This is a genomic window from Faecalibacterium sp. AF27-11BH (genome assembly GCF_003603005.1).
In the GTDB taxonomy this organism is placed as follows: domain Bacteria; phylum Bacillota; class Clostridia; order Oscillospirales; family Ruminococcaceae; genus Faecalibacterium; species Faecalibacterium taiwanense.
This window is the reverse complement of record NZ_QVGS01000006.1, coordinates 71927-97230: the sequence shown is the minus strand read 5'-3', so window position 1 is coordinate 97230 and position 25304 is coordinate 71927. Positions and strand designations below refer to the sequence as shown.

Annotated in this window: 28 protein-coding genes; 23 read left to right on the top strand and 5 right to left on the bottom strand. The window is 54.8% G+C overall.

The features are described 5' to 3' along the window. Positions 1-71: 71 nt before the first annotated feature. From DWY76_RS07820 to DWY76_RS14510, 5 genes are all read left to right on the top strand, one after another. A complete protein-coding gene (locus DWY76_RS07820; protein WP_120080791.1) occupies positions 72-710 on the top strand; it encodes a DUF6198 family protein in 639 nt (212 codons plus the stop codon). 314 nt (positions 711-1024) lie between these two features. Continuing rightward, positions 1025-1552, top strand: a complete 528-nt coding sequence (locus DWY76_RS07815; RefSeq protein WP_120080789.1) for an isochorismatase family protein — start codon at positions 1025-1027, stop codon at positions 1550-1552. Positions 1553-1562: 10 nt separating this feature from the next. Continuing rightward, complete coding sequence (locus DWY76_RS07810) at positions 1563-2081, top strand: O-acetyl-ADP-ribose deacetylase (protein WP_120080787.1); 519 nt, start codon at positions 1563-1565, stop codon at positions 2079-2081. 630 nt (positions 2082-2711) lie between these two features. Beyond that, positions 2712-3182 carry a hypothetical protein gene (locus DWY76_RS14365; RefSeq protein WP_243111977.1) on the top strand — a complete coding sequence of 157 codons (471 nt, stop codon included), beginning with the start codon at positions 2712-2714 and terminating at the stop codon, positions 3180-3182. Between the two features lie 63 nt (positions 3183-3245). After that, positions 3246-3374 carry a hypothetical protein gene (locus DWY76_RS14510; RefSeq protein ID WP_279221596.1) on the top strand — a complete coding sequence of 43 codons (129 nt, stop codon included), beginning with the start codon at positions 3246-3248 and terminating at the stop codon, positions 3372-3374. A gap of 199 nt (positions 3375-3573) precedes the next feature. Here the strand turns inward: DWY76_RS14510 and DWY76_RS07800 are convergent, their stop codons facing one another. Next, positions 3574-4326: a MurR/RpiR family transcriptional regulator gene (locus DWY76_RS07800; protein WP_120080783.1), complete on the bottom strand. Its 753-nt coding sequence runs from the start codon at positions 4324-4326 to the stop codon at positions 3574-3576. A 264-nt stretch (positions 4327-4590) separates the two neighbouring features. Between DWY76_RS07800 and DWY76_RS07795 the strand changes: the two genes are divergently transcribed. Together DWY76_RS07795 and DWY76_RS07790 are read left to right on the top strand one after the other, a co-directional pair. Continuing rightward, positions 4591-6186, top strand: coding sequence for a PTS transporter subunit EIIC (locus DWY76_RS07795; protein ID WP_120080781.1), 1596 nt, complete (start codon positions 4591-4593; stop codon positions 6184-6186). Positions 6187-6239: 53 nt separating this feature from the next. Then, the gene (locus DWY76_RS07790; RefSeq protein WP_120080779.1) at positions 6240-7568 is read left to right on the top strand and encodes a 6-phospho-alpha-glucosidase; all 1329 of its coding nucleotides are present in this window, start codon (positions 6240-6242) and stop codon (positions 7566-7568) included. Positions 7569-7677: 109 nt separating this feature from the next. On the opposite strand, the gene DWY76_RS07785 is transcribed toward DWY76_RS07790, so the two are convergent. Next, positions 7678-7881, bottom strand: a complete 204-nt coding sequence (locus DWY76_RS07785; protein WP_243111976.1) for a helix-turn-helix transcriptional regulator — start codon at positions 7879-7881, stop codon at positions 7678-7680. A 394-nt stretch (positions 7882-8275) separates the two neighbouring features. Between DWY76_RS07785 and DWY76_RS07775 the strand changes: the two genes are divergently transcribed. Genes DWY76_RS07775 through DWY76_RS07755 form a run of 5 tightly spaced genes read left to right on the top strand, consistent with a single transcriptional unit; the run spans position 8276 to position 11070 of the window. After that, positions 8276-8737: a DUF523 domain-containing protein gene (locus DWY76_RS07775; RefSeq protein WP_120080775.1), complete on the top strand. Its 462-nt coding sequence runs from the start codon at positions 8276-8278 to the stop codon at positions 8735-8737. After that, on the top strand, positions 8722-9498 hold the full coding sequence (locus tag DWY76_RS07770) for an HAD family hydrolase (protein ID WP_120080773.1): 777 nt from the start codon (positions 8722-8724) through the stop codon (positions 9496-9498). Before DWY76_RS07775 ends, DWY76_RS07770 begins: the two co-directional genes overlap by 16 nt. A gap of 57 nt (positions 9499-9555) precedes the next feature. Continuing rightward, positions 9556-10005 carry a low molecular weight protein-tyrosine-phosphatase gene (locus tag DWY76_RS07765; protein WP_120080771.1) on the top strand — a complete coding sequence of 150 codons (450 nt, stop codon included), beginning with the start codon at positions 9556-9558 and terminating at the stop codon, positions 10003-10005. Positions 10006-10017: 12 nt separating this feature from the next. Continuing rightward, positions 10018-10605, top strand: a complete 588-nt coding sequence (locus DWY76_RS07760) for a pentapeptide repeat-containing protein (protein WP_120080769.1) — start codon at positions 10018-10020, stop codon at positions 10603-10605. 12 nt (positions 10606-10617) lie between these two features. Beyond that, positions 10618-11070, top strand: coding sequence for an aminoacyl-tRNA hydrolase (locus DWY76_RS07755; RefSeq protein ID WP_055185766.1), 453 nt, complete (start codon positions 10618-10620; stop codon positions 11068-11070). 15 nt (positions 11071-11085) lie between these two features. Here DWY76_RS07755 and DWY76_RS07750 read toward each other — a convergent pair whose 3' ends face one another. The 3 genes from DWY76_RS07750 to DWY76_RS07735 all read right to left on the bottom strand — a co-directional run bounded on the left by DWY76_RS07750 (position 11086) and on the right by DWY76_RS07735 (position 13723). Beyond that, the gene (locus tag DWY76_RS07750; RefSeq protein WP_243111975.1) at positions 11086-11571 is read right to left on the bottom strand and encodes a DUF5131 family protein; all 486 of its coding nucleotides are present in this window, start codon (positions 11569-11571) and stop codon (positions 11086-11088) included. A gap of 156 nt (positions 11572-11727) precedes the next feature. Beyond that, the gene (locus DWY76_RS07740; protein ID WP_207665838.1) at positions 11728-12837 is read right to left on the bottom strand and encodes an aminoglycoside phosphotransferase family protein; all 1110 of its coding nucleotides are present in this window, start codon (positions 12835-12837) and stop codon (positions 11728-11730) included. A 19-nt stretch (positions 12838-12856) separates the two neighbouring features. After that, complete coding sequence (locus DWY76_RS07735; protein WP_005946244.1) at positions 12857-13723, bottom strand: AraC family transcriptional regulator; 867 nt, start codon at positions 13721-13723, stop codon at positions 12857-12859. Positions 13724-14138: 415 nt separating this feature from the next. On the opposite strand from DWY76_RS07735, the gene DWY76_RS07730 reads away from it, so the two are divergent. The 11 genes from DWY76_RS07730 to DWY76_RS07680 all read left to right on the top strand — a co-directional run bounded on the left by DWY76_RS07730 (position 14139) and on the right by DWY76_RS07680 (position 25152). After that, the gene (locus DWY76_RS07730; protein WP_120080765.1) at positions 14139-15512 is read left to right on the top strand and encodes a carbohydrate ABC transporter substrate-binding protein; all 1374 of its coding nucleotides are present in this window, start codon (positions 14139-14141) and stop codon (positions 15510-15512) included. A gap of 87 nt (positions 15513-15599) precedes the next feature. Continuing rightward, positions 15600-16484: a sugar ABC transporter permease gene (locus tag DWY76_RS07725; protein WP_120080763.1), complete on the top strand. Its 885-nt coding sequence runs from the start codon at positions 15600-15602 to the stop codon at positions 16482-16484. Positions 16485-16496: 12 nt separating this feature from the next. After that, a complete protein-coding gene (locus tag DWY76_RS07720; protein WP_112090673.1) occupies positions 16497-17393 on the top strand; it encodes a carbohydrate ABC transporter permease in 897 nt (298 codons plus the stop codon). 11 nt (positions 17394-17404) lie between these two features. Then, on the top strand, positions 17405-17593 hold the full coding sequence (locus DWY76_RS07715; protein WP_120080761.1) for a hypothetical protein: 189 nt from the start codon (positions 17405-17407) through the stop codon (positions 17591-17593). A 39-nt stretch (positions 17594-17632) separates the two neighbouring features. Continuing rightward, positions 17633-19792 (top strand): 1,3-beta-galactosyl-N-acetylhexosamine phosphorylase, encoded by a 2160-nt coding sequence (gnpA, locus tag DWY76_RS07710; protein WP_120080759.1) that lies wholly within the window; start codon positions 17633-17635, stop codon positions 19790-19792. A gap of 238 nt (positions 19793-20030) precedes the next feature. Next, on the top strand, positions 20031-20855 hold the full coding sequence (locus tag DWY76_RS07705; protein ID WP_120080757.1) for a purine-nucleoside phosphorylase: 825 nt from the start codon (positions 20031-20033) through the stop codon (positions 20853-20855). A 12-nt stretch (positions 20856-20867) separates the two neighbouring features. Continuing rightward, a complete protein-coding gene (locus DWY76_RS07700; protein WP_120080755.1) occupies positions 20868-21746 on the top strand; it encodes a ribokinase in 879 nt (292 codons plus the stop codon). Then, positions 21743-22201: a pyridoxal-phosphate dependent enzyme gene (locus tag DWY76_RS07695; RefSeq protein ID WP_015563803.1), complete on the top strand. Its 459-nt coding sequence runs from the start codon at positions 21743-21745 to the stop codon at positions 22199-22201. Before DWY76_RS07700 ends, DWY76_RS07695 begins: the two co-directional genes overlap by 4 nt. A 237-nt stretch (positions 22202-22438) precedes the next feature. Further along, the gene (locus tag DWY76_RS07690) at positions 22439-22903 is read left to right on the top strand and encodes an Hsp20/alpha crystallin family protein (RefSeq protein ID WP_120080753.1); all 465 of its coding nucleotides are present in this window, start codon (positions 22439-22441) and stop codon (positions 22901-22903) included. A 249-nt stretch (positions 22904-23152) separates the two neighbouring features. Beyond that, positions 23153-24010, top strand: a complete 858-nt coding sequence (locus DWY76_RS07685; RefSeq protein ID WP_005946315.1) for a YitT family protein — start codon at positions 23153-23155, stop codon at positions 24008-24010. A 107-nt stretch (positions 24011-24117) separates the two neighbouring features. Next, positions 24118-25152 (top strand): alcohol dehydrogenase, encoded by a 1035-nt coding sequence (locus DWY76_RS07680; RefSeq protein WP_120080751.1) that lies wholly within the window; start codon positions 24118-24120, stop codon positions 25150-25152. The last annotated feature ends 152 nt before the right edge of the window (positions 25153-25304 follow it).

The window sequence follows — 25304 nt, the reverse complement described above, 5'->3', positions numbered from 1 at the left end:
CATAAATAGTTTGTCTCCCGCCCAAAGTAGGCGTATAATAGGGGAAAAGAAACGCTAAAGGAGAATCCCCTATGAACGGCACCGCATTGCGCAAACCGACTGCCCGGCGGGTGGTGGGCATGGTGGCGGGCATCGTCATCATCGCCCTTGGCATTGCGCTTTTCAAGCAGTCCCACCTCGGCAACGACTCCATCAGCGCCCTGAACATGCGGCTGGCGGAGCTGCTCGGCATCTCGCTGGGCACCCAGAACCTGTGCACGAACATCCTGTTTTTCCTGCTGGAATTCTGGTTCGGGCGCAAGTACATCGGCCTTGGCACCTTCGTCAACGGCATCTGCATCGGGTACATCGTCACGGCGTTCTATGACCCCATTCACGCCCACTTCGGCGACGCGCCGTCGCTGGCGGTGCAGTTGGCGTGGGTCATCGCGGCGGTGCTGGTCACGGCGCTGGGCGCTTCGCTCTACCAGACCGCCGACCTCGGCATCGCGCCCTACGATTACCTTTCCCTCGGTCTGCGTGACTACACACCCTGCCCGTACTTCGGGTGTCGCATCTTCACCGATGCGCTCAGCGCCCTGCTGTGCTGGCTGCTGGGTGGCCTTGTGGGCCTTGGCACCTTGATCTGTGCGTTCTGCCTTGGGCCCTTCATCCAGTTCTTCGATCGGACGTTCTCCCAGAAGGTGCTGCAATACAAACCGAACCATTGAGAAACCCCGCGGCGTCAAATCATACGCTGCGGGGGTCTTTTTTATTGCTGCCGTTAAGCAGAAAATGAAAATGAAGGAGATTTATCTTTCAAAACCGCCTGTGGACTGCTGCGGCGATGGGAAGCCATAACAAACCCATCAGACAGGCTTTGGAAGAAGTAAATAGGGATGTGAGAAATGCACTGTCACAGGTTGATGCCGATTCCAAGGATCACGAATAGGATCGCCAGACAGATGCAGCTTAACATTTATCTGGAGATGGCCCAAGGATAAAATGGTAGCATGAAATCAAAGAAAAACAGGAGGGCTTACACATGGTTTTACTGGTTGTGGATACACAGAAAGGTATCGTGGATGAACGCCTGTATGCGTTTGAAAAGTTTGTCAGCAACATCAGGGAATTGATCCGGACTGCCCGCGAACAGGGAATCGAGGTCGTCTATGTCCAGCATGACGATGGGCCCGGCACCGGTTTCTCCATCGGGGACGATGAATTCGAGGTCTATTCCGAGTTTGCGCCACTGCTGACTGAAAAACGGTTCGTCAAAACCGTATGCAGTGCGTTCAAAAAAGAAAGCGGTCTGCTGGAATATCTGACGGAAAAGGGCGAAAAAGATGTGATGGTCTGCGGCATCATGACCGACTTCTGCATCAATGCAACGGTGGAGGCGGGCTTTGAGCATGGCCTGCACATGATCGTTCCTGCCTATGCAAATTCCACGCAGGACAACGAGTACATGACAGGGGAGCAGAGCTACCACTATTACAATGAGTTCCTCTGGCCGGACCGCTATGCCGATTGTGTGCCCATGGACAAGGCGCTGGAGCTGCTCAAAAAGTGAGGTGTTTACAATGATTTCTGAAAAAGTAAAAAATCAGATTCAAGTGGTGCAGGGTGATATTACCAAACTGGACTGTGACGGCATCGTGAATGCAGCCAACCGCAGCCTGTTGGGTGGCGGCGGTGTGGACGGTGCCATCCACCGGGCAGCAGGGCCGGAACTGTTGGCGGAGTGCCGCACGCTGCACGGCTGCCGCACCGGAGAAGCAAAAATCACTAAGGGCTACCGGTTGAAAGCAAAGTATATCATTCATACGGTAGGGCCGATTTATTCCGGCACAGCAGAGGATGCTGCGCAGCTGGCGGACTGCTACCGCAATTCGCTGGACCTTGCCAAAGGGCATGATGCCCATAGCATTGCGTTCCCGGCAATTTCGACCGGCGTGTATGGATACCCGTTGGAAGATGCCACGGAGATTGCAGTCAAAACAGTGGCACAGTGGCTGGAAGATCACGCGGATTACGCTATGCAGGTGATTTTCTGCTGCTTCGATGCCCGGACGGAGCGGGTGTATCAGGCGAAGCTGTAACCGGAAGAGGTGTGAGAGATGGACTTTTTCAAAAAGCTGTTTACAGGGATCGGGTTTGCGGCAGGTTTTCTGTTCTACGGATGCTTATCGATGATTTTATATGCGTCCCGCGGGCGGCATAAGCCCCGTCATCGGCGCAGCAGCTTTTGGAATACGCTGGAGCGCTACCTGATTTTTTCGTGGATCTGTGAAGGTGTGCGCAGCAGCCGGAAACGAGGGGAAAAGTTCTATTATCAGCGCACAGGCAGCGATTTCTGGCAGACGCAGACACGGGTTCGACCGGAAAATGTTAAAAATGCTGTTCCTGCGGTGAAAACACCAAGGCCGGAGGCAAAAAGCACGAGCACAGGTGCAACGCGGTCGGTAAAACCAAAGAGAACGGAGCGTCCTTCTGCGGCACAGAAAGCATCGGCAGCACAAAGCGGTGCCAAAAGCGTGTCGGTGCCGACTGTACTAGGGCAAAACGTTTCGGAGGCTGACGCAGAAAAGCACAGCGAATGGTCAATACAAACGTCGGATGCCAAACATGAATGTGTTGCACCGCAGCCGGATACCAAAGAAGTGCATCAAAAGTCTGCACAGCAATTGGAAGCAGAACGGCAGCAGAAACTGGAAAACCTGCGTGCCGCAATGCAAAAACAGATTTGCACCATTCATGCAGATGTGGAACTCCCGGCAGGGAAACTGAATGACAGTGGGTCAGCGGAGCAGAAACTGCATGTCCTGTTGTACAAGTCCACGCTACCAGAAAATGACCTGAATCGGGCACTGGACGAGTTTCGGACAGAGCGCAGACGGCAAAAGGCAGAGTATCAGGGCGCACCGTTTGCGGATGTGTTTCTGGTGAACCTCATTTTGTCCGATGAGGATAGTGAACGGGCCTGCATCGTGGATGTGGGGGATACGGGCATGAGCTATGTCATTCCATGGAGCAGCATCCCGCAGGAGCTTCAGCAGCCGCTGCGCCGCTATGTGGCACAGGCGGACGGAAAGCTCTGCGGCTATTGCAAAGAGGACCTCTGCAACACCGAAAACGGACGAATGATCGTGGAGCTGTATCTGGGCAAACAGGAACATCACGTTTCGAGGATATTGTATTGAAATAGCTGCACAACCGCAGCTATTGGATTGAAAATAAGGCTGAAGCCCCAATTGCTCCAGCCAATGTCAGAGTTTCTTACCGATGACGGCGAGACAAAGGATTACGACAAGCCGGAACATTTTGTGCAAATCACGCTGGATGCGGATGAAAACGCAAAGAGCAATCGTGCTACGGTCAAAGTAGAAGGATAATCGTCAGACATTACGCAGTTCCTACAGAGTGACAGCGTTTCAGCTTGAAATAATGTGTACCCAGTTTTCTGGACACCGGGTCAAAATTGAATAATTAGCTTTTTATATCTGCACCAGAAAAGCCGCTCCGGGTTTAGCCGGGGCGGCTTTTCTGGTGGCATTGGAAAGGAGAGACCGTATTCTCAGGCGTGAAAACCGCTCACTGCCCTTCTTTTCCGTTCGGATGCTCGTCCTTCTCCAGAACAAGATCCATGAGATATTCAAAGGTGATAAGCACGCGCGCATAGAAATAGTTGGCGGTAAGGTTCCGGTCGTCCAGCATCTTGTCGTCCAGCAGCACAAAGGCAGGGTCTGCACAGCGGGCGATGGGAGAATTGTCGGCACCCACAAAGGCAATGATGCTCCGGTGCTGTGCAAAGGAGTCCTGCACCGGCTTCAGGATGGTATCGGTCTTTCCGCTTTTGCTGATGGCAATGACCAGCCCGGCATTCAGTGCACCGCTTTCGTAGACCTCATAGCTGTTGGAGCCGATGGCGCAGTAGCCCAGAACCAGCAGCTTCCGCACCATAAATTCCTGCAAAGGGGCACAGAACCCGGTGCCTGTCACAAGGATGGGCTTTTGCCGGTTGGCGTGGAGCAGCTCCACAAAGCGGTGTATTTTTTCTTCTGGGATACCCCCGATAAAGGCGGTGATGTCGGAGGCGTGGTTTTTGTTGTCGATCTCGTTCTGGATCAGAAAACCGATGCGGTAGATCATATCGGTGTAGCCGGTATAGCCCATCTTTTTGCTCAGCCGGATCACGGCCGCGGGGGAGGTATAATTCTGCGCTGCAAACTCTCGCACGCTGCACTGACCGCCGTTTTTTGCGGTTTCCAGCACCGCCTGCAAAAGCTGCTGCTCGTTGGCATTCAGATGGTGCTGATCTGCCAGTTTATAAAGGTCGTGTTTCATATTTTACTCCGATTTTCGAATCAAAGAACGGCTTGATTCCATAAAGTATACGCTGAATCGCGTATTTTGTCAATAAACATTTCGATGTATCCAACATGAAAGCGAAACATGTTTCAGCTTTTGCGAACAAGTTCAAAAAAAGTCCAATTCGGTAGATTTTTTTGTGCAGAGTGATATAATCAAGCCATCGAAACGGTAAGGTGCACCCCCGAAACGAAGAGACAATTTGAAAAGAGAGATTCATGGAACGTTAGGAGAACACCAATGAAACAAAAAGTTATGGATGCTATGCAGAGCTTTTCCAGAGCTCTGATGGGCCCCGTTCTGTTCCTGCCCATTGCGGGTATGCTGCAGGCGATTTCTTCGGTCATGAGCAACACGGCACTGGTGACAGAGGGCGGTGTTGTCTGGACCCTCGGCAAATTCATCAATGGCGGCGTTGGAGCAGTCATTGGCAATCTGGGTATCCTGTTCTGCGTGGGCATCGCAATGAGCCTTGCCAAAAAGCGCAAGGCAGATGCGGCATTTCTGGCACTGGTCAGCTATCTGGTCTGGCTGGCAGCCAATTCCCGCTGGCTGGATGTGGCAGGACTGACCATCGCCGGTGATACGGCAAGCGCTTTGTACGGCACCGGTCAGACCATCTGCCTCGGCTATCACGTTACTGACATGGGCGTATTTCTGGGCATGATCCTTGGCGTGGTGGTGGCGCTGGTCCACAACCGCTTCATCGACACCGAGTTTGAAGGTGCCATGGCCATGTACGGCAACAGCAAGTTCGTCTTTGTGGTGCTGCTGCCCATCGTTCTGGTCATGGCGGTGGTTGCCAGCTACGTCTGGCCTGTGGCTGCGGCGGGTATCAACGCCCTGACCGGTGTCATGGCAAGTGCAGGCGCGTTCGGTGTGTTCCTGTACGGCTTCTTGAACCGCGTGCTGATCCCCACGGGTCTGCATCATCTGGTCTGGTCGCCCTTCCTCTACTCCGCACTGGGCGACAGCATGATCATCGGCGGTGAGCAGATCGTTGGCGCAAAGCCTGTGTTCCTTGCCCTGCTCAGTGACCCCAGCGTGGCAATGATGCGGGATTCCGCACGTTTTCTGACCTACGGTCTGATGAAGACCTTCGGCGTGATCGGCGTGGCAATGGCTTTCATCTCCACCGCCAAAAAGGAGAAGAAGGCTGCCACCAAGGCACAGATCATCCCGGCTACCCTTACCGCCTGTCTGGTGGGCGTGACCGAGCCGCTGGAATTCACCTTCCTGTTTGCAGCTCCCGCGCTGTGGCTGGTGTACTCGGTTCTGGACGGTCTGTTCCAGATGATCGTTTACCTTGTGGGCATCCGGGTCTGCGCCACCAACGGCATCATTGATTTTCTGGTGTTGAACCTGCCTGCCGGTATCGGTCGCACCCGCTGGCCGCTGTATGTGCTGGTGGGTCTGGTGGAGATCGTGGTAATGTACCTCGTTTTCCGCTTCCTCATCGTGAAGATGAACCTCAAGACCCCCGGCCGTGAGGACGGCGAAGAAGTCACCGACCTTGCTGCAAACGCAGCTGCTGTCAAGCAACAGATCCGCAGCGGCGCAGCCGAAAAGACTGCTGCCAGCGCAAACGATGCACAGACCGCAGCCCATATCGTGGAAGGACTGGGCGGTGCAGAGAACATCCTGAACACCGATAACTGCATGACCCGTCTGCGAGTGCAGGTCAAGGATGCCGCTCTGGTCAAGGACAAGGAGTGGTTCAAGCCCACCGGCTCCGCAGGTCTTGTGGTAAAGGGCAACAACATCCAGATCATTTACGGCCCCAAAGTGGGAAAGATGCGTGCCATCGTGGACAGCTACCTTGGCCGCGCAGAATAAGATATCCGCTTTTATTCATCATACAAAAAACATTATAATAGGAGGCTTGCCTTATGAAAACGTTCAAACTGGTCATCGCCGGCGGCGGCAGCACTTATACCCCCGGCATCGTCAAGAGCCTGCTGGTGCAGAAGGATCGCTTCAAGCTGAATGAGCTGGTGCTCTACGATAACAACGCAGAGCGTCAGGAGGCTGTGGGTGTCATCGTCCGCCATGTGGTGGAAATGTTCGACCCGGAACTGAAGCTGACCCTGACCACCGACCCGGAAGTTGCCATGACCGATGCCGACTTCATCTTTGCACAGATGCGTGTCGGCCTGTACGCTATGCGTGAGCAGGACGAGAAGATCCCGCTGAAGTACGGCGTTGTGGGTCAGGAGACCTGCGGCCCCGGCGGTCTGGCTTACGGCCTGCGTACTATCTACCCCATGGTGGAGCTGATCGATTACTGCGAAAAGTACGCAAAGCCCACCTACTGGATCGTCAACTACTCCAACCCCGCTGCCATCGTGGCAAAGGCAACCTTCCGTCTGCGCCCGAAGGCTCGTATCCTGAACATCTGCGATATGCCGGTTGCCATCGAGCGCAACATGGCCGAGATTCTGGAGTGCGACCGTCATGATCTGGAAGTGGACTACTTTGGTCTGAACCACTTCGGCTGGTTCACCAAGGTGCGCCTGAACGGCGAGGATGTGACCGAGAAGCTCAAGAGCTATGTAGCAGAGCACGGCTATATGCCCCAGAACGCCAAGAGCGATGTGCTGCACAGCGATCCGTCTTGGCTGCACACCTACGCAAACGCCAAGAACATCTGCTCTGCTTTCCATGACTATCTGCCCAACACCTATATGCAGTACTACCTGCTGGGCGATGAAGTTGTAAAGAGCAGCGATCCCAACCACACCCGTGCCAACGAGGTCATGGAAGGCCGCGAGAAGCGCATCTTTGATGCTGTGGCAGATTATCGTGCCGGTAAGGACGTAGACCTGACCAAGTTCTTCGGCGGTGTGCACGGCGAGTTCATCGTGGACGTTGCCATGAGCCTTGCCTTCGACCTGCGCAAGCGCTATCTGGTCATGGTGGAGAACAACGGCGCTGTGGAGAACCTGCCCTCCGACGCCATGGTGGAGATTCCCGCTTATATCACCGACCGCGGCCCGGAACCCGTGCGTGTGGGCGAGATTCCCACCTTCTACAAGGGTCTGATCGAGCAGCAGGAGGCTGTGGAGAAGCTGATCGTGGATGCCGCTGTGGAGCACTCCTACGAGAAGGCACTGATGGCCTTTACTCTGTCCAAGACCGTGCCCAGCCTGCTGGTCGCCAAGAAGATCTTGGACGATATGATCGTTGCCAACAAGGCTTACTGGCCGGAGCTGCACTGATAAGTACTTCGTCAGCGGCTGATACCGGACAACTGAGCCCATAAAACATTGAACGCCTCCCCGGCATTCCTTCCAAGAAGGATGCCGGGGAGTTTTTTTGCTGTCATATTTACAAGTCAGAGGAATCGAAGAAGTCTTTTAATGTAATTCCTAAACCCTGACAAATTCTTTCAATCGTCTCTACGCTTAACTGCCCTCCCCGACGGGCGGTGGTTTGAATCGTGGAGTACGATATTCCGCATTTCTTTGCCAATACACATAGATTCATATCACGCACTTGCATCAAATCCTGAACACGCTTGATCGTATCCACGAAAATCCCTCCCATCTTTTTAGTTCAAAACTTTTCCAACGATCTCAAATCTTTGCTCTGGAGATATAAGGATTGGCGAATATTTGGTGTTAAGAGAAACCAAAACCGGCTGGTTATCTTGCAAAAGTTGAAACGGGAAGCCGCTGCTGCTCGATTGAGTTGCTGCAGGATCTTTCGTCCTGCCTGAATGTCAGAACGGACTATCTGCTGAACGGAGATGCACCGCATAACAACCATCTGAGGGAAAGATTGACGTTTCTTGCACAGGAATTAGAAAAGATTACGGCGGACCTCCCGGTATGGGGATAGGAAAAGCAAAATCCTCTTTTTCAATGCCCAAAAGCGTGGTAGAATAGGGAAAAGATTCAGTATCTGAAAAACGGAGCGCGCAACAATGAAGATTCTGGTCAGCGCCTGCCTGCTGGGCGAAAACTGCAAATACAGCGGCGGAAACAATTACAATCAGGCGGTCTGTGATTTTGCGCGGGGGCATCAGGTGGTTCCGGTCTGCCCGGAGGTTTTGGGCGGCCTGCCCACACCGCGGTGCCCGGCGGAAATCGTGCAGGGCGTTGTCACGAACAAAGAGGGCATCAATGTGGACCGGGAGTTCCGGGCAGGTGCAGCGAAAGCCCTTGCCATCGCAAAAGAAAATGGGGTGGAGCTTGCCATCCTGCAATCCCGCAGCCCCAGCTGCGGCGTGAAGGAAATTTACGATGGAACGTTTTCCGGGACAAAGATTCCCGGACAGGGCGTTTTTGCCAAGATGCTGATGGACGAAGGCATCCGTGTTCTGGATGCCGGGGAATTGCCTGAAATTATCTTGAAAAATGAGGACGGAAAATGTCAATCAAACTGATTTGCAGCGACATTGACGGTACACTGCTGCAATACGGCAAAAAGAAACTGGAAGACGAGATCTTTGAGCAGATACGGGAGCTGCATCGGCGCGGCATTCTGTTTTGCCCGGCATCCGGTCGGCAGTATACCAGCCTGCGCAAGCTCTTTGCACCGGTGGCAGACTGCTGTGTGTTTCTTTGTGAGAACGGCGGCGTGATCTATAAAGACGAACAGTGCATCGCCAAGAATCCGATGCCGCGTGCATTGGCCGAAGAAATCGCCAACGACCTGTGGACCCGCAGCGACGGGCAGGGCGAAGTGATGCTTTCCGGTCAGAATACTGCATACCTGATGGAGCGGGGTCTGGGAATGCTCAAGCGTATTCAGTTCATCGGGAACAATTATCAAATCATCCATGACCCTTCCGAGGTGCCGGAGGAGATCACAAAAGTATCGGTGTATCTGCACGAAGGCGTAGAATCTTACACGGAACGGTTTGTCCCACGATGGAAAGAGGCGAACTGCGCTGTGGCAGGGCCGTACTGGATCGACACCACCTTTGCCAACAAGGGTATTGGTGTGCGCAGCATCTGCAAGACTCTGGACATCGCCCTTGCCGATGTGATGGCTTTTGGCGACAATTATAACGATGTGTCGATGCTGGACATTGTGGGTGTGCCCTACATTATGGATGGTGCCGCCGCACCGCTGCGGGAAAAGTACCCGAACCATACACCCTGCCCAGAGGATGTGCTGCGGGAGTTCTTGAAGCAGAACTGAATTTTGCACGCATGTGTGCAAAATTCAAAATGATACGGTATAAGGAAATATTTTGATATGACGAGAGTGCTTTTCATCTGCCACGGCAACATTTGCCGCAGCCCAATGGCCGAATTTGTAATGAAAGAATTGGTGGCCAAAGCCGGGCTTTCTGATAAATTTGAAATCGCATCCGCCGCCACCAGCACCGAGGAGATCGGCAACCCGGTCTATCCGCCCGCCCGGCGGAAGCTGGCCGAGCACGGCATCTCCTGCGAGGGTAAAACCGCCCGGCAGATGACCCGGAGGGATTACGAAACCTACGATTACCTGATCGCCATGGATCACAACAACCTGCGCAATATGGCGCGCTTTGTGGGCGGCGACCCGGAGCATAAAGTGTCTCTGCTGATGGATCATACCCGTCGCCCCGGCGATGTGGCCGACCCGTGGTATACCGGGGATTTTGAGGCTACCTGGCAGGATGTGCTGGAAGGTTGCACGGCTCTGCTGGAAGAACTGCGCTGACAGGAGAATTTTATGACAGAGCGTTATTGTGAGGGTGAACGGTTTGCTGACCTGTCGTTCACCGAGGAGGCTTTTGAGGATTGCGACTTTACCGATTGCGTATTTGCGGATTGCTCTTTTACCAAGTGCGAACTGGATCATACCACGCTGAACGAGTGCAAATTCGTGCGGTGTGAGATCACAGGTCTGCGCAGTACCCATTCCTCGGTGCAGTCGCTGGATTTTGAGGACTGCCGCCTGAATGAAATCGAGTGGGCACCGCTGATGTCCAATGGTGCCTTCCCGGACCCCATTCACACGCTGAAAGAGTGCGGTCTGAAATATAACACCTTCACCGAAATGAACTTTAACCGCTTCGACTTTTCGGATGGCAACGAAATTGTCGGCTCTATGTTTGCCAAATGCGAGATGCAACTGGCGAATTTCAAGGGTGTAGAACTTCACGAAACGGAGTTCTACCAGTGTGATCTGCGCAAGGCGGATTTCCGGGATGCCGCCGGTTATAAGGTGGACATTTTGGGCAGCCGCCTGAAGGATGCAAAGTTTTCCCTGCCGGAAGCGGTGAATCTGCTGGCAGATTTGAAGATCAAGCTGTCGTAAGAAGGAGAAAAAATGCGTCAACTCATCATTGCACGAAAAGATCTGCAGATGTCGCCTGGCAAGCTGGCGGCGCAGTGCTGCCACGCTTCGCTGGCGTTCCTCACCGACCCCATCGGCATGGGACAGGGCGTGGAACCCATCGAGAAAGACGGAGAAATTACCGGCTATCGGGCAGAAATCATGTTGGATAAGGCAACTTACGAAGAGTGGTTCGATGGCTCTTTTACCAAAACTATCTGCGGGGCAAAGAACCGCAATCAACTGCTGAAAGCAAAAACAATTGCCGAGGAATTGGGACTGGTGGAAAACAAAGACTTCTTCCTTATCCGGGATGCCTGCCACACCGAGCTGGAGCCGGAAGAATTTGATGAAAACGGAGAAGGCATGACCCTGACCTGCATCGGTTTCCGCCCGCTGCCGGATGAAATTGCACACCAGATCAGCCATAAGTTCCATTTGTATTGATAGAATTCCTTTATTTTATAAGCATTTTCCACAGTCACTGCAGCCGTTGCAGATTAACTTGCTGCCGCAGGTCTCGCAGTTTGCGCGGAAATGAGGCACATAGAGATCTTCCTGCGGGATGGGGTAACCCCAGTCGTCCACGAGGTCAAAACGGATGGGACTTCCCTGAAAGTTCATACCGGATTTATAAGCCATCCGGCTTTGCAGCTGCTTGCTGGGCAGGTGGTAGCGTTTACCGTCTTTGATGAACACAGTGCCAGTCTCGATAAAGCAGAATGTTACGTTGGCATCCACGCATTCCTGCCGGAGAGACTTGACCCAATCGAAATTGCAGGGGCGGGCACCATCGTAGTTTTCGCCGCCGCAGATGACCTGCTCGATCTGCCCGGCGGAAAAGTACTGCCGGATGCTTACCGGTCCGATGAAGGGCGCGCACATGATGCCCTTGTGCTTGAAGGGCAGGTCAAACAGAATTTTGTCAGGGCTGAAAAGAGCTTTCATAATTTGCTGCAGAGCATCATGTCCTCGACGCTCCCAGCGTCCTCAAAGGACGATTTGATGGGTGTGTAGGGATAAGCTGTAAAAAGAAGCATGGACGCCCCCGAAAAGGAGAGCGTCCATGCTTCTTGCTGTATCCGAATGGAGGAGATTGCGAAATCAGTGATTGTCCGGGCAGACGATTTCCAGCATCCGATCGAAAACCTCTTCCATCTGCCGCACCAGTGTGAACTGGGTGCGGGCGCGGTCGAGGTTGTGATCCGGGCGAGCAATATGGAAATAGTGGTCGCCCTCCAGATAGTCGGTCAGAAAACGGATGCCGCATTCCAGCGTCATGAGCCTTGCGCCCCATGCAAGGCTCTTTTTTTCTGCCATGCTCATGGATGCCCCGGCAGTGGAGAGATACCCTTTGGCGAACACTTCGTACAGATGCAGGTCAAAATGGACTTTGCTCTGGTCAGGTTCGTCCTCAGCGCAGTCGTTGGCACCGGTGCGGATGGAATCGCCGAAGTCGTAGGCCGAAAGTCCCGGCATCACGGTGTCGAGGTCAATGACACAGATGCCTTTTCCGGTAGCGGCATCGATGAGGACATTGTTGATCTTGGTGTCATTGTGGGTGACGCGCAGAGGAATTTCGCCAGCTGCCAGCTGATCCAGCAGGACATGGCAGTCCTGCTCCCGCGCATGGATAAATTCGATTTCCGGCGCAATGTTCTTTGCGCGGCCCAGTGCATCGGCGGCGAGGGCTTTTTCAAAATTGGCATAGCGGTTGGGCGTGTCGTGGAAACGGGCAATTGTCTCGTGGAGGGTGGAGGCCGGGTAATCCGCCAGCTGGTTCTGGAACTTGCCCAGCGTCTCGGCCACGGTGCAGAAATCGGCTTCGCTGCCGACCTGCTGCAAACAGATGGTATCTTCTACAAAGTCGTAGGCACGCCATGCGCCGCCGTCTGCATCCAGATAGCAAGTCGACCCCGACAAAGTTGGGATGACATTCAGCGTTTCCCGTATGGGGTCGCCGCCCTCGGCAAGAATTTTCGCCCGCAGATGCCGGGTCACGCCGCAGACATTCTCCATCAGGCCCACCGGGTTAGTAAAGGTATCTGTGTTGATGCGCTGCAAAATAAAGCGTTTGGAATGATCTTCCCGCCAGACCACAAAGGTGTCGTTGATATGCCCCTCACCATAGTGGTGAGCATCGCAGAGCACAGGCCCGCCAAAATCAAAGGCATTTGCAGCAGACTGGAGCAAAGAAAGGGTAACGGATTTCATCATAAATTCCTCGTTTTCGTTATACTTCATGCCGTTTTGTCGGGGCGGGGCGTTTTCCCTGCCGCGTCTGACGGCGGTATTCGTTGGGGGTCATGCCCTCCGCCTTGCGGAAGCACTGGGAGAAATAGCTGGGGGAGGAAAAGCCCATCAGCTCGCTGATCTGCGCCAGACTGTAGCTGGTGTTGCCTAGCATATGCTTGCTCTCCTCAATGCGGCGGCGGTTCAGGTAAGTAATGGGGGAAATGCCGTACTCCCGCTGGAAGGTGTGGGCCAGATAGTATTTGTTCAGGTGGGCAAGCTCTGCCAGCAGGTCCAGCGAGATATCCTCGCGGTAGTTGGTGTCCAGATACCGCTTGATCTCGGCGCACTCCCGGTTCTCGGTCGGGGCAGCCTCCTCCAGCTGCAGCGAAATGGTGGTGCAGCGCACTAGCCAGATCAGCAGTACCTCCAGCAGGTCCTGACAAACGGTCTCGCAGCCGTCTAAGCTGCGGTCGGCCTCGGCCAGCAGCATGTGCAGCAACGTGACCATCCGCTCCCGGTTCTCCCGGCAATTGAAGATGGCGTAGTTCGTATCCGCCTTGCTGAACAAAAACTCCATGCTGGCAACGCCCAGCACGATATACTCCAAGGGCGAGGCGTTCAGGCTAAGCTCGGTATGCTCCACCTGCGGGTTCACAATGACCATATCGTCCGGCTTTACCGGGAACAGCTGCCCGGCAAGGTAGAACTGTCCCTCGCCGCTGAGGCAGTAGAACAGCTCCGTGCAGGAGTGGGTGTGGGTGGTACTGTTCCAATCGCCGCCAAATTTGCTTTTGCTGATGTACAGCAGCCGGAAGGATTCCCGCGGAGCGGGCGCGTGGCGGATATCAAAGCGCTGGGTACTCATAGATGATCGGCTCCTTCGGGAAACGCAAATTTTCTAAAAATAAACGCAACATTCTAAAAACATTATCAAAAAATGGTGCGTTGTTTCGTGCACTTTACCCTCATTATAGAGGGAACATACAAAAAAAGCAAGCCCTGATTTTAGGCTGATTTTTATATTTTTGTTTCTCAAGTCCCTTCGAAATATGTCAAAATAGTTACAGGTTGGGGATTATGCTGAAACTTCTAAAAGATTTTTAGCACTTTTGCTGGAAGAATTTTTTAGAAAGCAACATCTATAAAAAATGAAACAACAAACCTCTTGAGCAAGGAAGCGAAAGAATTTATATTGGAGGCAGAAAAACACACAGTCCTTCGGGCAAAGCCTGTTTGCCCGGCTGTGTTTGAACGGAACAAAATGATGGAGGCAACACAGTATGAATCGTATTTCTCGTCGTAATTTCCTGAAGGCGGCCGGCGTTGGCGCCGCTGCACTGGGTCTGGCTGCCTGCGGCGGCTCTTCCAGCTCCACCGCATCCAGCGTGGCATCCTCCACCGCCGCTTCTTCCGCAGCGGCGGCTGCAGACGTTACCATCAAGGTAGCCGCCATCGAGACCGGCTACGGCGCTGATATGTGGAAGAAGGTCGCCGAGGCCTTTACCGCACAGACCGGCATCAAGGTGGACCTGACCACCGACAAGAAGCTGGAGGACGTCATCGGCCCCTCCATGCAGGGCGGCGACTACCCCGACGTGGTCCATCTGGCCACCGGCCGTGAAGCTGCCCTGACCGAGCAGTTCATCAAGGGCAACCTGATCGCGGACATCACCGATGTGCTGAGCATGACCGTGCCCGGCGAGAGCAAGAAGGTGAGCGAGAAGATCGCCGGCGGCTTTACCGACACCTCCCTGACCAACCCCTACGGCGACGGCAAAACCTATCTGGCTCCCATGTTCTACAGCCCCTGCGGCCTGTTCTACAACGCCGGTTTCCTGAAGGAAAAGGGCTGGGACGTGCCCAAGACCTGGGACGAGATGTGGGCACTGGGCGACAAGGCTGCCGCTGAGGGCACCTACCTGTTCACCTACCCCACCACCGGCTACTTCGACGCCTTCTTCTATGCGCTGATGTACGCCGCAGGCGGCCCGGAGTTCTTCAACAAGGCTACCCACTACGAAGAAGGCATCTGGGACACCCCCGAGGCAAAGACCTGCTTTGATATCGTGGCAAAGCTGGCTTCTTACACCAACCCCATCACCCCCGCACAGGCCAACGATCAGGACTTTACCCAGAACCAGCAGCTGGTGCTGGACAACAAGGCCCTGTTCATGCCCAACGGCACCTGGATCGTGGGCGAGATGGCCGAGGCACCCCGTGCAGACGGCTTTGAGTGGGGCATGACCGCTCTGCCCGCTGTCAAGGCCGGCGGCGACAGCTACAGCTACACCTGGTTCGAGCAGGCATGGATCCCGGCGGGTGCTGAGCATCTGGATGCCGCCAAGCAGTTCGTGGCTTACCTGTACAGCGACGAAGCCTGCAAGCTGTTTGCCGAGAGCGGCGCTATCCAGCCTGTGTTGGGCATCGCCGACAGTCTGGAAGGCGACAACAAGATGTTCTACTCCATCTACGACAACGGCGCAAAGGCCGCCATGGGCAACTTTGCAGCCTTCAGTGCCATCCCCGGCGTGGAAGTGCGCACCGTGTTCTTCGACCCTGTCAACTCTCTGGTGTCCGGCAGCATGACCGAGCAGCAGTGGATCGATGGCATCAAGTCCGCCAGCGACCAGATGCGCGCCAACATCATCGAGTAATTAAGCCCTGCCCAGCGGGGGCGGTTTTTACCGCCTCCGCTTTTTTGGGCTGTACAGTACCATCAAGAAAGGAGCGGTCAATCCCCTATGAGAACGGATAAAAGCCGCAAACGGTTCGTATTCCTCTGTGTGGCACCGGCTACCATCCTGTTTTTCCTCTTTATGATCCTGCCCACCCTCAACGTGTTCCGCATGAGTTTGTATGAGCGGGGTGCCTATTCTCCCAACGAGACCTTTGTGGGGGTCAAAAACTTCCAGCATCTGCTGAAAGATACCCAGTTCATCCGCTCGATGCAGAATATGATCCTGCTCGTGGTGGTAGTCACCATCGTCACCTTTGCGTTTGCACTGGTGTTTGCAGCCATCCTGACCCGCGAAAAGATCAAAGGGCAGAACTTCTTTCGGGTCATCTTCTACATCCCCAACATTCTTTCCGTGGTCGTCATCTCCGGTATTTTCTCGGCCATCTACAAGCCGGAAAATGGTATGCTGAACAGCATCATTGGTCTGTTCCGGGATATGACCGACCCCATCCTCTGGAAAGGTGAAAAACTGGTCATCCCCTCCATCATCATTGCGATGGTGTGGCAGGCTGTGGGCTATTACATGGTCATGTATATGGCCTCCATGTCTGCCGTGCCCATCAGCCTGTACGAGAGTGCCAATCTGGACGGTGCCGGGCGGCTGACCCAGTTCTTCCAGATCACCATCCCGCTCATCTGGACGAACATCCGCACCACCCTGACCTTCTTCATTATCTCCACCATTAACATGGCGTTCCTGTTTGTCAAGGCCATGACCAGCGGCGGGCCGAACGGCGCATCGGATGTGGCGCTGAGCTATATGTACAGCCAGAAGGACGCTGGCCTGTATGGATATAGTATGGCCATCGGCGTCGTCATTTTCCTGTTCTCGTTTGCGCTGTCCGCCTGTGTCAACAAGGCCACCAGCCGTGACCCGCTGGAATTTTAAGGAGGGAAGAAGATGCAGAATACCACCGAAAAATCTTCCCGCTCGGCGGAAGGTCTCTATAAGTTCTTTATCTATTTTGTGCTGATCCTGCTGGCCGTGACCATCATCGTGCCGGTGGCATGGGTGTTCATGGCATCCATCAAGCAGAACGCCGAGTTCTACGGCAACCCGTGGGCACTGCCTGCCGGGTTCTACTGGCAGAACTTTGTCAACGCATGGAACGGGGCCAAGATGGGCGAATATATGCTCAATTCGGTCATCGTCACCGCGCTGGCGCTGGCACTGCTGCTGGTCGTTGCCCTGCCCGCCGCCTACTGCCTGTCCCGCTTTCACTTCAAGGGGTGCAAGGTGCTGAACACTCTGTTCATGGCGGGCTTGTTCATCAACGTGAACTACATCGTGGTGCCCATCTTTCTGATGCTGCGGGACGGCGATGTGTGGCTGAAAAGCCACTTCGGCAGCGGCTTTTTGCTGAACAATCTGGTGGTGCTGGCGGTGGTGTACGCCGCCACCGCGCTGCCCTTTACCATCTACCTGCTGTCGGGCTACTTTGCCACCCTGCCCCACGATTTTGAGGAGGCCGCCTACATCGACGGTGCAAGCTACTTTTCCACCATGACCCGCATCATCTTCCCCATGGCAAAGCCCTCCATTATCACCATTATCCTGTTCAACTTCCTGTCCTTCTGGAACGAGTATATCATCTCCATGACCCTGATGAGCTCCACCAAGGCACCCCGCACCCTGCCGGTAGGTCTTTTGAACCTGATGCAGGCGCAGCAGAGCGCCGCCCAGTACGGGACCATGTACGCAGGCCTTGTGCTGGTGATGCTGCCCACCCTGATTTTGTACATCTGCGTGCAGCGGCAGCTGACGCAGGGCATGACCGTGGGCGGCCTGAAAGGTTAAGGTGACAGACGATGAAAGCATACTGGAAAGAGCATCCCGCCCTGCGCATGATCCTGATGCTGGTGCTGTTCGTACTGGCACTGGTGCTGGTGGTGTCCGGCTGGAAAATGACCGGGCAGCTGGCAGGGCTTGGCATCATGCTGGTGGGCGTAGCGCTGCTGCTGGCTGTGCTGGCGCTGTATAACGCCGCCTACGATTGATCCCCTACGATTCAAAGAGAGGCAAAAGGAGAGTTTCCCATGGACGAACTGAGAAAGACCGGGCGCGTGACCATTCCCACAGACTTGGACGTTGTGCCCGAAACGCTGGAGATCTTAAAAAAGTGGGGTGCCGATGCCATCCGCGACTGCGACGGCACCGACTTTCCGCAGCAGCTCAAGGATGCGGACGCCAAGATCTACTCCACCTACTATACCACCCGCAAGGACAACGCATGGGCAAAGGCAAACCCGGACGAGGTACAGCAGTGCTACATCATGACCGGCTTTTACACCGCCCCCGGCGACACCGTGACCATCCCGCTGATGAAGGGCATCAGCCCGGAGCTGATGCAGGTGAACACCAACGACGACATCACCCGCTGGTGGGAGGTCATGGATCGAACCACCGGTCAGCCCGTGCCGCCGGAGCAGTGGAGTTACGCCGACGGCAGTGTGACCGTACAGGCCGTACCGTTCCATGAGTATACCGTCAGTTTTCTGGCTTACCTCATCTGGGACCCGGTGCATATGTACAACGCTACCACCAACGGCTGGACGAATTTTGAGCACCAGATCACCTTTGACGTGCGTCAGCCCAAGACCCACAAGTATTCCATGGAGCGCCTGCGCAAGTTCATTGCAGAGCACCCCTATGTAAACGTCATCCGCTACACCACCTTCTTCCACCAGTTCACCCTGATCTTCGACGAGCTGAAGCGGGAGAAATTCGTGGACTGGTATGGATACTCTGCTTCGGTCAGCCCTTATATCCTCAACCAGTTTGAGCAGGAAGTGGGCTACAAGTTCCGCCCGGAGTACATCATCGATCAGGGCTACTATAACAACCAGTACCGGGTGCCCAGCAAGGAATTCCGGGATTTTCAGGCCTTCCAGCGCCGCGAGGTGGCAAAGCTTGCCAAGGAGATGGTGGACATCACCCACGCGTGCGGGTGCGAAGCCATGATGTTCCTCGGCGATCACTGGATCGGCACCGAACCTTTCATGCCGGAGTTCAAGACCATCGGACTGGATGCCGTAGTGGGCAGCGTGGGCAACGGCTCCACCCTGCGCCTGATCTCTGACATTGAGGGCGTAAAGTACACCGAGGGCCGTTTCCTGCCGTACTTCTTCCCCGACACCTTCCACGAGGGCGGCGACCCGGTGCGGGAAGCCAAGGAGAACTGGGTTACAGCCCGCCGCGCTATCCTGCGCAAGCCCATCGACCGCATCGGCTATGGCGGCTATCTGAAACTGGCCTTGCAGTTCCCGGAGTTCGTGGACTACGTGGAGAGCGTCTGCAACGAGTTCCGCGAACTGTACGAGAACATCAAGGACACCACACCCTACTGTGTCAAGCGGGTGGCCGTGCTGAACTGTTGGGGTAAAATGCGGGCTTGGGGCTGTCACATGGTGCATCACGCCCTCTATTACAAGCAGAACTATAGCTATGCCGGTGTCATTGAGATGCTGTCCGGTGCGCCCTTTGATGTGAAGTTTATCAGCTTTGAGGATATCAAGAACGACCCGCATCTGCTGGATTCGTTGGATGTCATTATCAATGTCGGCGATGCCGACACCGCACACACCGGCGGCATCTGGTGGGAAGATCCGGAGATCTCCTCCGCTATCCGCAAGTTCGTCTGGAACGGCGGCGGCTTTATCGGCGTGGGTGAGCCTTCCGGTCACCCGTATCAGGGCCACATTCTCCAGCTTGCCAGCGTGCTGGGCGTGGAGGAAGAAAACGGCTTCACCCTCAACTACGACAAGTACAACTGGGAAGAACACCCGGACCATTTCATTCTGCAGGATGCCGACCGGCCCATCGACTTTGGCGAGGGCAAGAGGAATATTTATGCGCTGGAAGGCACCGAAGTGCTGGTGCAGCGAAACAAAGAAGTGCAGATGGCGGCACACGACTTCGGCAAGGGTCGTGCCGTGTACATCAGCGGTGTGCCTTACAGTTTTGCCAACAGCCGCACCCTTTACCGCGCTATCCTGTGGAGCGCCCACAGTGAGGAAGAGCTGCATACATGGTTCAGCTCCAACTACAACGTGGAGGTACACGCCTACGTCAAAAACGGCAAGTACTGCGTGGTGAACAACACCTACGAGCCGCAGGACACCACCGTTTACACCACAGACGGCAGCAGCTTTGCTCTGCATCTGGATGCCAACGAGATCAAGTGGTATGAGATCTAAGTTCTCCTTTTCATAAACGAACACAACGGGCAGCTCTGTTACCGGAGCCGCCCGTTGTGTTTGCTGTATCTGCCGATAACTCAACCTGTGTCAATCGAACGCTGCAATGGAGATGGCTGGAAACGCAGAAATTCAGTAATGCAAGCGTAATAGACCTGCAGAAAAAAGAAACTGCCCGCGCAAGTATATACTGAACCCAGAGAGTATATCGAATTTTTGGGGAAAAGGAGAGAACGGTATGGAACATCTTTATGAAAAGGCACTGGAAAGTGCGGAATATATCAAGACGCACACGAAAAAGCGCCCGAAGATCGCGGTGGTGCTGGGCTCCGGCCTTGGCAAGCTGACCGCGGACTTTACGGACACGGAAGAACTGTCCTACAAGGATATCCCCAACTTCCCGGTATCCACGGTGGCAGGACACAAAGGCGCATTGTTGGCTGGCAAGCTGGGGGACACGGAAGTCTACGCCATGGAAGGCCGCTTCCATTTCTATGAGGGCTACTCCATGAAGGAAGTCTGCTACCCGTTCTATGTGTTCAAGCTGTTGGGCGTGGAAAAGGTGGTGTTGACCAACGCCTGCGGCGGCATCAACCGGGAGTTTGCGCCGGGCACCCTGATGCTCATTACCGACTTCATCAACATGATGGGCACGAACCCCCTCATTGGCCCCAACGATGAGCGCTTCGGCCCCCGTTTCCCGGACATGACCGAACCTTACAGTCTGGAACTGCAGAACCTTGCCAAGCAGACCGCCGATGAACTGGGCATTGCCTACAAGGAGGGCGTTTACATGGGCTTTATGGGCCCTTGCTATGAAACGGCGGCTGAAATTCGCGCCTTTGCGGGGATGGGAGCCGATGCCGTGGGCATGAGCACCGTGCCGGAAACCATGGTCTGCAACTACATGGGCATGAAGGTACTGGCTGTCAGCTGCATCACTAACATGGCCACCGGCATCCAGACGGTCAAGCATAGCCACGCCCGCGTGCTGGAGATCGCAAATCAGGCAGGCGATACCCTGTGCCGATGGCTGGGTGCGGTGATTCAGAGAATGGAGTAAAAAAGATATACCATGAAAATCCTTTCGTTTGGTTCCCTCAACTACGATTATACCTATGAGGTCGAGCACTTTCTCGCGCCCAAAGAGACCCTTGCAGCCAAGTCCATGCAGCGGGGCTTTGGAGGAAAAGGCGCAAACCAGTCTATTGCCTTTGCACGAGCTGGATTGTCAGTATACCATGCGGGTCGTGTCGGCGCAGATGGACAACCATTTGTGGATTACCTGAAACAAAATGGTATTCATACAGATTATCTGATAAAGGACGATGCTGCTGCCACCGGCCACGCCATCATTGAGGTATGCCGCGGCGAAAACTGTATCCTGATCTACGGCGGTGCCAATCAGGAGATCACCACAGAGCAGATCGACCACACGCTGAAAGCCTTTTCGCCAGGCGACTGGCTGGTGCTGCAAAATGAGATCTCCAATCTGCCGTACCTGATGCAGGCCGCACAGAAAAAGGGGCTTTCCATTTTCTTCAATGCCGCACCCTACGATGTCGGCATCTTGACCTACCCGATGGAACTGGTGGATGTGCTCTGTGTCAACGAGGTGGAAGCCTGCGCCCTTGCCGGAACCGAGACCTTTGAAGCGGACGCTGTTTTGACCCTGCTGCACGAAAAATACCCGCAGACCCGTCTGCTTCTGACAGCCGGGAGTGCGGGCAGCTACTATCTGGATGCAGAGCGGCGGCTGTTTGTCCCCTGCGAAAAGGTGCAGGCCGTGGATACTACAGCTGCCGGGGACACTTACAGCGGCTATTTTCTGGCGGGCCTTTGCAGCGGCAGTTCAGTAGAGGACGCCATGCGGCTTGCTACCAAAGCAGCCGGAATTGCCGTGCAGCGCAAAGGTGCAGCGGCATCCATCCCGGAAATCAAAGAGTTGAAATGAATGATACAGAAGGCCATGTGGATATTCTGGTCTGCATGGCGGGCACCGGCGGCACGGGTTTTGGCACAGCAAGTTATCTGCGCAGCCGCAACCCGAATCTGCAAGTGGTTCTGGTGCAGCCCCATCCGGACTCCCGCCTGACCCCGGAGCACCCGGATGCGCAGATCATAGATGGCGTTTTGCCGGCGTATGATGTGCCGGAAAGCGCACTTTCCGACTATCTGCGGCCAGACTGGAGCGATGCGTGCATCAATGTCCGCACCGAGGAAGCCTACGAAACGGCCCATGAGGTGCTGCGGGCGGAAGGACTGTTTCTGGGCACATCAGCAGCAGCGGCTTTGCACGCAGCGGTGCAGGTGGGCCGCAGACCGGAGAATCAAGGAAAGAACATCGTGGTCATCGTCCCGGACAACGGCATGAAATATCTGTCTACGCCGATGTACCGGCAGAAATGATGAAAACACGATGATACGACTGAATTTTGAAAAGATTGCATAGGATTTTATAAAAGTATTATTCTTTCATGAATTTTAGCACTCTTCTATTGACACTGCTAATGAACGGTGCTATAACAGTGGCGTGCTCAGGAGGAAGGGCAAAAGGAGAGCCGCTAGGCTCCCCGGAAAGCCCTTCTGAATGGACGCTTCAGATTTTTTGCCCCGACCCGAACGCCGGGATTGGAGGAATGATTTATGCTTATGCCGACTGTTTTCCATGAAAACCTGTTCGATGATTTCTTCGATCCGTTCTGGAATGACGCTGCACTGGAACGTGCTATGAACCGTGAGGCTCGTGGCGCCTTTGGTAAGCGTGGTGCAAACATGATGAAGACCGATGTCAAACAGACGGACAATGGCTACGAAGTAGCTGTTGACCTGCCGGGCTGCAAGAAGGAAGATGTTCAGATGGATCTGAACGACGGCTACCTGACCATTCAGGCAGTGCGCAGCCACAGCAACGACGAAAAGGATAAGAAGGGCCGCTACCTGCGGCGCGAATCCTTCTCTGGCACCTGCGCGCGCAGTTTCTACGTGGGCGATGTGAAGAAGGAAGACATCCACGCAAAGTTCGAGGACGGCGTCCTGCACGTCGAGCTGCCTGCTCCTCAGCAGACGAAGGCTTTGCCTGAGAACCCGAATCTGATTGCAATCGAGTAAAACGCCGGTCGTGTGCGCCAAAGCACAACGCACATAAGATGCCCCCGGAGAGCTGTAACAAGCCCTCCGGGGGCATTTTTGTTTCGCTATCTTTTCCGCAAGGGAAAATCATGGTATACTGAGAACAGCAACTCGGAATTTATGGAGGTACTTCACTATGGAATACAAACGCTTTGGCGGTAAGCTCCTTGTCCGCATCGACAAAGATGAGGAGATCGGTGAAACAAATTTGATTTTAGGGGGACAAAGATGAGTGATGTAAAAGGAAAGACCGGCGCAGTCTTGAGGGAGACGGCAGTCCTGACCGGGGCGGTGGCGATCATTGCGGCGGGCGTTTTCTTTTTTCTGGTGCCGAGCCATACATCCGTCAGCAGCATTTCCGGCCTTGGCATCGTGCTGTCCAATTTTGTGCCGCTGCCCTTGTCGGTCATTACGATGATCCTGAACGTCGTGCTTCTCATCATCGGGTTCTTTACCTGCGGCAGAGAATTTGGCGCAAAGACCGTATACACCAGTGTGCTGCTGCCGGTGTTTCTGGGGCTGTTTGAAAAGCTGTTCCCGGAGTTCGGCTCGATGACCGGCAGTCAGGAGCTGGACGTGCTGTGCTATATTCTGGTGGTCAGCATCGGGCTGAGTATTTTGTTCAACCGCAATGCATCCTCCGGCGGGCTGGATATCGTGGCAAAGATCATGAACAAGTACCTGCACATGGAATTGGGAAAAGCCATGTCTCTGTCAGGAATGTGTGTGGCGCTTTCCGCGGCCCTGGTCTACGATAAAAAGACCGTGGTGCTGAGTATCCTCGGTACTTACTTCAACGGCATCGTGCTGGACCATTTCATCTTTGATAACAGCATCAAACGCCGCGTCTGCATCATCACCGAAAAAGAGGAGGCGCTGCGTCAGTTCATCCTCCATGACCTGCACAGCGGTGCGACCATGTACGAGGCCATCGGTGCATACAATCTGGAAAAACACAACGAGATCATTACCATCGTGGACAAGAGCGAATATCAGAAGCTGATGAACTTTATCAACCGGGAAGACCCCAAGGCTTTTGTTACCATTTACAATGTGTCCAGCATGCAGTATCAGCCCAAGATCTGATCGGCGGAGAGCTGCCGCAAAGGGCGGGCCTTTTGCGGCTTGCTCTTTGCCATAGCTGCGTGGTATACTCAAGTCCGGAAATATCAAAGCGCGTGGAGGTAAAAAGCATGCTGACCTATACCTATGTTTCCGAGGGCAAATTTGAACTGATGGAAAAACCAAAGCCGGTGCTGCAGCACGAGCGGGATGCCATTGTAAAAGTGACCCTTGCCAGCATCTGCTCCAGCGACCTGCACATCAAGCACGGCAGCGTGCCCCGGGCGGTGCCCGGCATCACGGTAGGGCACGAGATGGTGGGCATCGTAGAAGAAGTGGGCAGTGCGGTGACCAATGTGAAACCCGGCGACCGGGTGACGGTGAACGTGGAGACCTTCTGCGGAGAGTGCTTTTTCTGCAAAAAAGGCTTTGTGAACAACTGCACCAATCAAAACGGCGGCTGGGCGCTGGGCTGCCGCATCGACGGCGGGCAGGCCGAGTATGTCCGGGTGCCCTTTGCGGATCAGGGACTGAACAAGATCCCGGACGGCGTTACCGATCGGCAGGCGCTGCTGGTGGGCGATGTGCTGGCCACCGGCTTTTGGGCGGCACGCATCTCGGAAATCACCCCCGAGGATACCGTGCTGATCCTCGGTGCAGGGCCGACCGGCATCTGCACGCTGCTGTGCGTCATGCTGCACAGCCCCAAGCGCATCATCGTTTGTGAAAAGGACGCAAGCCGCCTGCAGTTCATCCGTCAGCACTACCCGCAGGTGCTCACGGTGCAGCCGGAGGACTGCGCCGCCTTTGTGCGCGCCCACAGCGACCACGGCGGGGCCGATGTGGTGCTGGAGGTGGCAGGGGCAGACTCCACCTTCCGGCTGGCATGGGAGTGTGCACGGCCCAACGCCATCGTGACCGTGGTGGCGCTGTACGATAAGGCACAGACCCTGCCGCTGCCGGAAATGTACGGCAAAAACCTCACCTTTAAGACCGGCGGCGTGGACGGCTGCGATTGTGAAGAAACGCTGCGTCTCATCGCAGAAGGCAAGATCGATACCGAACCGCTCATCACCCACACCTACCCCCTGCGCCGGATCGCAGAGGGCTACGAGCTGTTTGAAAAGAAACGGGACGGCGTGATCAAGGTGGCAGTGGAGTGCTGACGGTCTGCGCCAAGGCACAACGCACATAAGGTGGCCCCGGAGAGCTGTAACAAGCCCTCCGGGGCCATTTTTGTTTCCCGACATCTTTTCCGCAGCGGCAAGGCGTGGTAGAATAAGGGCAGAACCAATCCACAGGTGAAAAAATCGAACTT

Bases quoted from the DNA above. Each gene is read 5' to 3' on its own strand.
- DWY76_RS14510 (WP_279221596.1), top strand. From the start codon at position 3,246: ATGTCAGAGTTTCTTACCGATGACGGCGAGACAAAGGATTACGACAAG.
- DWY76_RS07820 (WP_120080791.1), top strand. From the start codon at position 72: ATGAACGGCACCGCATTGCGCAAACCGACTGCCCGGCGGGTGGTGGGC.
- DWY76_RS07705 (WP_120080757.1), top strand. From the start codon at position 20,031: ATGGAACATCTTTATGAAAAGGCACTGGAAAGTGCGGAATATATCAAG.
- DWY76_RS07695 (WP_015563803.1), top strand. From the start codon at position 21,743: ATGAATGATACAGAAGGCCATGTGGATATTCTGGTCTGCATGGCGGGC.
- DWY76_RS07815 (WP_120080789.1), top strand. From the start codon at position 1,025: ATGGTTTTACTGGTTGTGGATACACAGAAAGGTATCGTGGATGAACGC.
- DWY76_RS07750 (WP_243111975.1), bottom strand. From the start codon at position 11,571: ATGAAAGCTCTTTTCAGCCCTGACAAAATTCTGTTTGACCTGCCCTTC.
- DWY76_RS07720 (WP_112090673.1), top strand. From the start codon at position 16,497: ATGCAGAATACCACCGAAAAATCTTCCCGCTCGGCGGAAGGTCTCTAT.
- DWY76_RS07770 (WP_120080773.1), top strand. From the start codon at position 8,722: ATGTCAATCAAACTGATTTGCAGCGACATTGACGGTACACTGCTGCAA.
- gnpA (WP_120080759.1), top strand. From the start codon at position 17,633: ATGGACGAACTGAGAAAGACCGGGCGCGTGACCATTCCCACAGACTTG.
- DWY76_RS07680 (WP_120080751.1), top strand. From the start codon at position 24,118: ATGCTGACCTATACCTATGTTTCCGAGGGCAAATTTGAACTGATGGAA.
- DWY76_RS07730 (WP_120080765.1), top strand. From the start codon at position 14,139: ATGAATCGTATTTCTCGTCGTAATTTCCTGAAGGCGGCCGGCGTTGGC.
- DWY76_RS07800 (WP_120080783.1), bottom strand. From the start codon at position 4,326: ATGAAACACGACCTTTATAAACTGGCAGATCAGCACCATCTGAATGCC.
- DWY76_RS07795 (WP_120080781.1), top strand. From the start codon at position 4,591: ATGAAACAAAAAGTTATGGATGCTATGCAGAGCTTTTCCAGAGCTCTG.
- DWY76_RS07735 (WP_005946244.1), bottom strand. From the start codon at position 13,723: ATGAGTACCCAGCGCTTTGATATCCGCCACGCGCCCGCTCCGCGGGAA.
- DWY76_RS07685 (WP_005946315.1), top strand. From the start codon at position 23,153: ATGAGTGATGTAAAAGGAAAGACCGGCGCAGTCTTGAGGGAGACGGCA.
- DWY76_RS07755 (WP_055185766.1), top strand. From the start codon at position 10,618: ATGCGTCAACTCATCATTGCACGAAAAGATCTGCAGATGTCGCCTGGC.
- DWY76_RS07775 (WP_120080775.1), top strand. From the start codon at position 8,276: ATGAAGATTCTGGTCAGCGCCTGCCTGCTGGGCGAAAACTGCAAATAC.
- DWY76_RS07810 (WP_120080787.1), top strand. From the start codon at position 1,563: ATGATTTCTGAAAAAGTAAAAAATCAGATTCAAGTGGTGCAGGGTGAT.
- DWY76_RS07765 (WP_120080771.1), top strand. From the start codon at position 9,556: ATGACGAGAGTGCTTTTCATCTGCCACGGCAACATTTGCCGCAGCCCA.
- DWY76_RS07760 (WP_120080769.1), top strand. From the start codon at position 10,018: ATGACAGAGCGTTATTGTGAGGGTGAACGGTTTGCTGACCTGTCGTTC.
- DWY76_RS07740 (WP_207665838.1), bottom strand. From the start codon at position 12,837: ATGAAATCCGTTACCCTTTCTTTGCTCCAGTCTGCTGCAAATGCCTTT.
- DWY76_RS07790 (WP_120080779.1), top strand. From the start codon at position 6,240: ATGAAAACGTTCAAACTGGTCATCGCCGGCGGCGGCAGCACTTATACC.
- DWY76_RS07725 (WP_120080763.1), top strand. From the start codon at position 15,600: ATGAGAACGGATAAAAGCCGCAAACGGTTCGTATTCCTCTGTGTGGCA.
- DWY76_RS07700 (WP_120080755.1), top strand. From the start codon at position 20,868: ATGAAAATCCTTTCGTTTGGTTCCCTCAACTACGATTATACCTATGAG.
- DWY76_RS14365 (WP_243111977.1), top strand. From the start codon at position 2,712: ATGCAAAAACAGATTTGCACCATTCATGCAGATGTGGAACTCCCGGCA.
- DWY76_RS07715 (WP_120080761.1), top strand. From the start codon at position 17,405: ATGAAAGCATACTGGAAAGAGCATCCCGCCCTGCGCATGATCCTGATG.
- DWY76_RS07690 (WP_120080753.1), top strand. From the start codon at position 22,439: ATGCTTATGCCGACTGTTTTCCATGAAAACCTGTTCGATGATTTCTTC.